Source organism: Aquimarina algiphila (assembly GCF_007489275.1).
Taxonomy (GTDB): domain Bacteria; phylum Bacteroidota; class Bacteroidia; order Flavobacteriales; family Flavobacteriaceae; genus Aquimarina; species Aquimarina algiphila.
Genome location: NZ_VLNR01000128.1, coordinates 1 through 6,084, shown reverse-complemented (window position 1 = coordinate 6,084; position 6,084 = coordinate 1). Strand labels below are relative to the sequence as shown.

At 29.7% G+C, this 6,084-nt stretch carries 9 protein-coding genes; 4 read left to right on the top strand and 5 right to left on the bottom strand.

Annotation, left to right across the window (positions count from 1 at the left end; all coding sequences use genetic code 11):
- Positions 1-75 precede the first annotated feature (75 nt).
- The 5 genes from FOF46_RS33030 to FOF46_RS30145 all read right to left on the bottom strand — a co-directional run bounded on the left by FOF46_RS33030 (position 76) and on the right by FOF46_RS30145 (position 2,016).
- Complete coding sequence (locus FOF46_RS33030) at positions 76-210, bottom strand: hypothetical protein (RefSeq protein ID WP_262713277.1); 135 nt, start codon at positions 208-210, stop codon at positions 76-78.
- 49 nt (positions 211-259) lie between these two features.
- Positions 260-481 (bottom strand): hypothetical protein, encoded by a 222-nt coding sequence (locus FOF46_RS30160; protein WP_143919140.1) that lies wholly within the window; start codon positions 479-481, stop codon positions 260-262.
- A gap of 24 nt (positions 482-505) precedes the next feature.
- The gene (locus FOF46_RS30155) at positions 506-1,069 is read right to left on the bottom strand and encodes a hypothetical protein (RefSeq protein WP_143919139.1); all 564 of its coding nucleotides are present in this window, start codon (positions 1,067-1,069) and stop codon (positions 506-508) included.
- Complete coding sequence (locus tag FOF46_RS30150) at positions 1,041-1,241, bottom strand: hypothetical protein (RefSeq protein WP_143919138.1); 201 nt, start codon at positions 1,239-1,241, stop codon at positions 1,041-1,043. Before FOF46_RS30150 ends, FOF46_RS30155 begins: the two co-directional genes overlap by 29 nt.
- Before the next feature lie 124 nt (positions 1,242-1,365).
- A complete protein-coding gene (locus tag FOF46_RS30145) occupies positions 1,366-2,016 on the bottom strand; it encodes a hypothetical protein (RefSeq protein WP_143919137.1) in 651 nt (216 codons plus the stop codon).
- Between the two features lie 474 nt (positions 2,017-2,490).
- Here FOF46_RS30145 and FOF46_RS30140 point away from each other — a divergent pair, with 474 nt between their 5' ends.
- From FOF46_RS30140 to FOF46_RS30125, 4 genes are all read left to right on the top strand, one after another.
- Complete coding sequence (locus tag FOF46_RS30140; RefSeq protein WP_143919136.1) at positions 2,491-3,375, top strand: sce7726 family protein; 885 nt, start codon at positions 2,491-2,493, stop codon at positions 3,373-3,375.
- A 4-nt stretch (positions 3,376-3,379) separates the two neighbouring features.
- On the top strand, positions 3,380-4,321 hold the full coding sequence (locus FOF46_RS30135) for a sce7725 family protein (protein ID WP_143919135.1): 942 nt from the start codon (positions 3,380-3,382) through the stop codon (positions 4,319-4,321).
- 171 nt (positions 4,322-4,492) lie between these two features.
- Positions 4,493-5,170 carry a DNA-processing protein DprA gene (locus FOF46_RS30130; RefSeq protein WP_143919134.1) on the top strand — a complete coding sequence of 226 codons (678 nt, stop codon included), beginning with the start codon at positions 4,493-4,495 and terminating at the stop codon, positions 5,168-5,170.
- Positions 5,160-5,783, top strand: a complete 624-nt coding sequence (locus FOF46_RS30125) for a phosphoribosyltransferase (protein ID WP_143919133.1) — start codon at positions 5,160-5,162, stop codon at positions 5,781-5,783. The genes FOF46_RS30130 and FOF46_RS30125 overlap by 11 nt, the downstream gene beginning before the upstream one ends.
- Positions 5,784-6,084 lie beyond the last annotated feature (301 nt).

Sequence of the window (6,084 nt, the reverse complement as noted above, 5' to 3'; positions counted from 1 at the left end):
GTGGGGGAATCATTAAGAAAAGGAAAAATTAAAAAGGACTAATAACAAAATTTAACTATTATTGCAAGATCTCTCTTAGTGGCACCATTTGACCGAAATAGGTGGCACAGTCACTCCGAAATAGCCAATAATTTCTTCTTTAGACTTCCCTTCTTTAGCACAAGAAATAAGCAATAATGAAATTGTCAAAAATAGTAATACTCTTTTCATAAGTAATTTAGGTTTTAAAGTTTAATTAAAGTCAGTTGTAGTTTAATATTTAGGTAGATAAATATAGATAGCTTTTTTGCTCAAAAGTTAATGTTTCAAATAAATCCGAAATTTCGAAACTACAATTGTTCAGTTTTGTTTTTATTGAATCTATTTGCTGATCCTTTTCTTCTATCAATTCATCATAGTCCTTTTGAAGCTCTTCAATGAGATCATTATCCAAATATCCGCGCTTTTCCCTTAACATATCAATTGGATTTTTCTTTTTCATAATCAATATCTGTTGGTTTGAGGGTTAATCTAAAGAGTCAATTACATCAATCGTATCAATTAAATAATCTTTACGATCTTCATCTTTTATATACTTTTTCTTGATATTTATCCCAATATGGCGGGTTAGTTTTCGTATGTTTAATAAAAGAATCTCATTAGAATTGTTAAAATCTATTATATAGCTACTCAGACCTTTATTAACAAAGACCATTACTATACTAATACCTATCATCGATAAATAATAAAGAATTGGATTAAAGTCATTAATAGATGGAGCTAAAGTCCATGACAAAAAGAAAAAGCCAACAAATCCAAATAAATAAGAAAATATCCTAAATACTTTGGATAAATCTTTTTGTAAGATTGATTTAGAGGCTAGAAATAACAATAATGAAGCACTTATAGACAATATAGGTAATCCAACAGCAAATAAAAGTGAAGACATTTTTTTGAAACCAAACGCACCAGAAACTTCAGTTCCATTAAATGGAATATGAATAAAAGGTGTTATTAGACCTATTGCTCCAATAACACCTATAAGATATATCTTAAACCTATTACCCTTTATCTCCTGGAGAGATAACATCTCCTTTGTCGATAGCGTACTTTGGTTCCTTTTCTCCTGGTGGCTTGACGTCTTCTTTGTCAATTTTTCTGATTTCAAATTCTGCTGTTTCTTCATTTACATCATTGCTTTCACAACTTCCCATTGACATTCCAAACACTACTACTGCAACTAATAATACTAATTTTTTCATCTTAACTTATATTTTGGTTTGATACAAAATTAAGCTGTATTCCTCCAAAAAAAAGCAATCTAAAAAATAGTTAGTGAACGTATTATTAACAATAGTAATTGTATATCATATGAGTGTGTGTTGTTTATTTTTTAACTTTCATTTTATAATAATACTCTTTTAAATAGAGTAACCTTTTTTCTCTTTCTTCAGGTGTTTCATTTAGCCTCTTTTCTTTTAGTTTTGCCAGTCTACTCTTACGTTCGGTTGGTGTTTCTTTCTTTAACCTTTCCCGCGCAAGCTCTCTACGTTTAGCCAATCTCAATTCTTTCTCTTCTTGAGTTTCATTTAACATCTTCTTGTCTCTATACGCTTTTGAATTCTCTCTTGTCCTTTTTAGCCTAGTTTCGCGTTGCAAAGGTGTTTCTCTCTCTTTCCTTTTTTGATATTTTATTCTTTGTCTTTCTCTTAATTTTTGTTTTCTTTTTTCTTTTTCCTCTGGTGTATCTGCAATCAACTCATTAACAATAAATACAGGTACGGTACTTTTACTTCCTAAATATTCGTATGCATACCATATAAAGAATAGAGATGGACTTATGTCTTTATGCTTTATTTTTCTATCGACTCGATCTAACCAAGTTTTACAATATTCTTGTCTAATTATCAAATACTTTAACCATTCACTATTATCTAATTCTTTATAGCTTTCAATAATTTTTTTATAAATATCATTTAATTCTCTATCAGTTATTTTTGTCCAAAGAGATTTTCTTTCTTTTTCTGTACTATTCATTCAATTCTCAACATAGAATTATATTAGCAAATATAAAGCTGATATTAACATACTCGGTTACGGTAAAACCACAAACTTTTTTACGAATACGTACATATAGTGCGGTTTACCGTAATATTTCGCACTCACTTTAAGGCATCCTTAAAGACTGTATATTTTTATTTGTAAAAAATACGTTTATCATCATAAAAAATAGATTTCTCTAATTTCTTAGTTATATAATCTTAATAAAAGTATTTAGGGTAGGAACTATAAATATAACAACAATAAACGTGCCTATGTTGCAAAAATTGAAGGTTTTTTTGAATAAAAGTGTAAATGGTTTGTAGAGTGGTAAATAGACTTTTTGCGTAAAAAAAGTAAAAACTATGTGGTCATGTCTCAATTATAATATTCAGAAAAAGAAAAAACCTCGTACCTTTGCTTAAAAGTTATAACTTCATATAAATTTTTAATATTTATAAACCAAATTACGTGGTAGCCCAAGGTGTAGATATAATTTCATTAAAAGCTGTTTCATCATTATTTAACAATCCTGTATTTAATAATATTGTGGATGATATAGATCATGATATTATAGACAGAAGAGTGTCAAAATATCTAAAAGCAAATAAAGGGTTAAAACTAAACACGTATCATGAATTCTTTTCTCATGTTTATGATTCTATGCTAAAAAACTATAGGAATGAATTTATATACAAAAATGAGATTGTAAATAAAATTCTTCTTGGTAAACATAGCTTGAATACAACAACTATGTTAAACGAGTTCAAAATTGGAAAATCTATAGCGGATCTTGTAATGTTAAATGGCACCTCTATAGTTTATGAAATCAAAACAGAATTAGATTCTACGGAAAGACTATTATCACAGATAGAGAATTATAGAAAAACATTTTTGAATGTTATTATTGTAACGCATTATAGTACAAAGGATAAATACTTAAATTTTTTAGAGAAACACAATCTTCATAAAATAGGATTAATGGTTTTCACAAAACAACGAACAATTTCTCTAATTAGAAAACCACAAGTAGATTCGTCTTACCTTGATATAACATTTATGTTTAAATGCCTAAGAAGAGAAGAATATACAAACGCTATTAAGGATTACTTTGGCTACATTCCAGATGTACCTAATACAAGGATTTTCAAAAAATGTCTTGAATTAGCTCATGAAATTAAACCCGAAAAATTTCATGAACGAATGTTTTTCTACCTAAAAAAAAGAGGAGTAAAAGAAAAAAAAATAATATCTTCACATGAAATCCCTGTTTTTATGAAACATATTTCTGTTTGTTCCAACTTTAGAAAAAGGGATTTTATTAAACTAAATATTTTTTTAAATAAATCTCTTTAAACCTATGTATTTTCCTATTTTAAGAGGTAAGCAATATGAAATGCTTGCCCTACGAAGTGTCGCTTCAACCATAGCGGGAAGCAGTGTCATTCATCCCATAATTGAACCAATTCAGTTTAAAAGTTCAAATATAACCAAAGCTGCAAGCGAACTGATAAAAAACAAGATCCCTTACACAATAATTATAAACCCCACTGTAGGAGATGTAAAAGGAGATATTGATTGGATTTCCGGAAATCTAATTACCAATAATCAATATTCTAGTTTAGGAATTATTGTGGAAAAAAACACAAACCTAGAACAGATAAGTAACGAAATTACTCGATTAGACTTAATAGATTTCCCTATACAACTTATACTAAAATCTGACATTAATAATAAGCTTCAAAATATTATCGATTTTATTAACACACACAACGTTAATAATATTTTAGTTAACCAATTGTTGCTTAGAAATAGATCTTTAGAAAATGCATTAAGGCAACTGGATGTTGATTTAATATATCTCATTGACTCTTTTCATAAACGTTCTGCAAATGCTAAGTACTTAGAACATGAAGATGAATTTTTCACAGAAGAGCATTTATATTTTAGAGAAAATGGGTATATTGGATTTTCTGATTACGTTACTATAGGAGAAGTGTTTACTGATGGAGGTTTTGCTCCGTATGCAGTTGCTATCCATTTGACATATCTTAATAGAAACTCAATAAGAATACATCATTTTGTTTCTGATTCTAACGATGATATAACAGATACTCCAGGAAAGTTTCTTGAGGCCTTAAATAAGCTAATTCCATTTGTTTTAGAGAATAATATTGATTCAAGAGCTATTGAGCAATTCAAAATATTGCACGAAGAAGAAAGATACCCAAACCTAGGTTCTGTAAAAAAACTATCTATAATCCACCATATTGAGCTGATTTACGCAATCTTAATTAATTAATTTTCATTTTTAGGTAAAAGTAAAAATAGATCATTATTGAGTTGTAATTATTGTTAAAACACAAGGAGATAAGGAGTAATTAATGCTTTAATAAATAGTAGACTTACTCCTTTATATACTAAAAATATTTACATATTTTTGAATAATCTTAATAATTTTGTAAATTCCTTTATGAGTATTAAAGACTTCAAAGAATACAAAACCCATCTTACCGAATTTGAATTAAAGAACTGTCCTGAAAACCTTTTTTCTGAAGGGTATTTTTCTTTAATATATGAAGGTCAACGAGTTTCGGTAGTTGGATCTAGAAAAGTTAGTAGAGAAGGAAAAATAAGAGCCGATATAATTACTAAAGCTCTAGTTGAAAAAGGCATCACTGTTGTTAGTGGACTAGCTGAAGGCGTTGATACGATTGCTCATAATTCAGCAATAAAATACGGAGGTAAAACAATTGCGGTTTTAGGAACTCCTTTAAGTCAAGCCTACCCTAAAGCTAATGAAACACTATTGAATGAAATTAAGAAAAATCATCTGGCTATTTCTCAATTTCCAGAAAACTATCCAGTAAGGCCTGCTAATTTTCCAATTCGTAACAGAACTATGGCTTTAATTAGTGATGCAACAATAATTATTGAGGCTACAGAGAAAAGTGGTACCAGGCATCAAGGATGGGAAGCATTAAGACTAGGAAGAACTGTTTTGATTTTAGAAAGTATTGCTAATGATAAATCGATGACGTGGCCATCGGAAATGATAAATTATGGTGCTCAGGTACTAACAAGACAAAACATAAATATGATTTTAGACGAATTACCTTATTTAACTTCTAAGATTGATTATGCTTTCTGATTTAGAGTTCGCTACGCTTCTCGTATATTCCCCTAGAGGAAGCTCAAAAAACGCTATATTATCAAAACAAATATGTGGAGCTTTTAAAAACGGTATAATAAAACCAACAAATACATCGGTAAGACACATTAACAATAATCAACAATTATCTGATTTTTTTGGAGATAATTGTGTTTTAGTTCCTGTTCCTAGAAGTTCACCAATTTCAGAAGAGACATTATGGCCTACCAAAGTGATTGCCGAAGGATTGGTAAATAATGGAATCGGAAATGAGGTTGTCACCTGCTTAAAAAGAGTTACAGCTGTACCTAAATCAAGTTTTCAGGACGGAGCTACTACTAGACCATCCGTTCAACAGCATTATGAAAGTTTGGACGTAGAGGCGGTAATGATTAACTCCGATCAAATTATATTAATAGATGATGTTTTGACCCTAGGAAGGACTGCAATGGCTTGTGCATCCATTCTTAAAGAGAGATTTCCCAATGTAGAAATAAAAATGTTTGGAATGATGAGAACCCGAAGTTTTAAAGACAATAACATTCTTATTGATCCAAAGGTTGGTACTATGAGATACAATAATTACTCTGGTAAAGTACAAATGCCAGACTAAGTAACTTTAAAATTGTTAGACAATTGTTAGACAAAATCAAAAACAAAACACATAAACAACTGATTTTCAAAACCCATATTCACCCCTTCTAAGGAGGCGGTCATAGGTTCGAATCCTATCGGGCTCACAAAAAGCCTTACATGTACATGTAAGGCTTTTTTGTTTTTAAAATTGTCTTGTCCTAAAATAAGTTGACACAAAATTGACTTATTTATGAAACATTCAGAACAACCAAGGAAGAAGCGTACACAACGAGATTACAATTTAGGCTTTAAATTGGCAATAGTTGCCCAAGTTGAAA

Bases quoted from the DNA above. Each gene is read 5' to 3' on its own strand.
- FOF46_RS30160 (WP_143919140.1), bottom strand. From the start codon at position 481: ATGAAAAAGAAAAATCCAATTGATATGTTAAGGGAAAAGCGCGGATAT.
- FOF46_RS30130 (WP_143919134.1), top strand. From the start codon at position 4,493: ATGAGTATTAAAGACTTCAAAGAATACAAAACCCATCTTACCGAATTT.
- FOF46_RS30135 (WP_143919135.1), top strand. From the start codon at position 3,380: ATGTATTTTCCTATTTTAAGAGGTAAGCAATATGAAATGCTTGCCCTA.
- FOF46_RS30155 (WP_143919139.1), bottom strand. From the start codon at position 1,069: ATGTTATCTCTCCAGGAGATAAAGGGTAATAGGTTTAAGATATATCTT.
- FOF46_RS30145 (WP_143919137.1), bottom strand. From the start codon at position 2,016: ATGAATAGTACAGAAAAAGAAAGAAAATCTCTTTGGACAAAAATAACT.
- FOF46_RS30125 (WP_143919133.1), top strand. From the start codon at position 5,160: ATGCTTTCTGATTTAGAGTTCGCTACGCTTCTCGTATATTCCCCTAGA.
- FOF46_RS30150 (WP_143919138.1), bottom strand. From the start codon at position 1,241: ATGAAAAAATTAGTATTATTAGTTGCAGTAGTAGTGTTTGGAATGTCA.
- FOF46_RS33030 (WP_262713277.1), bottom strand. From the start codon at position 210: ATGAAAAGAGTATTACTATTTTTGACAATTTCATTATTGCTTATTTCT.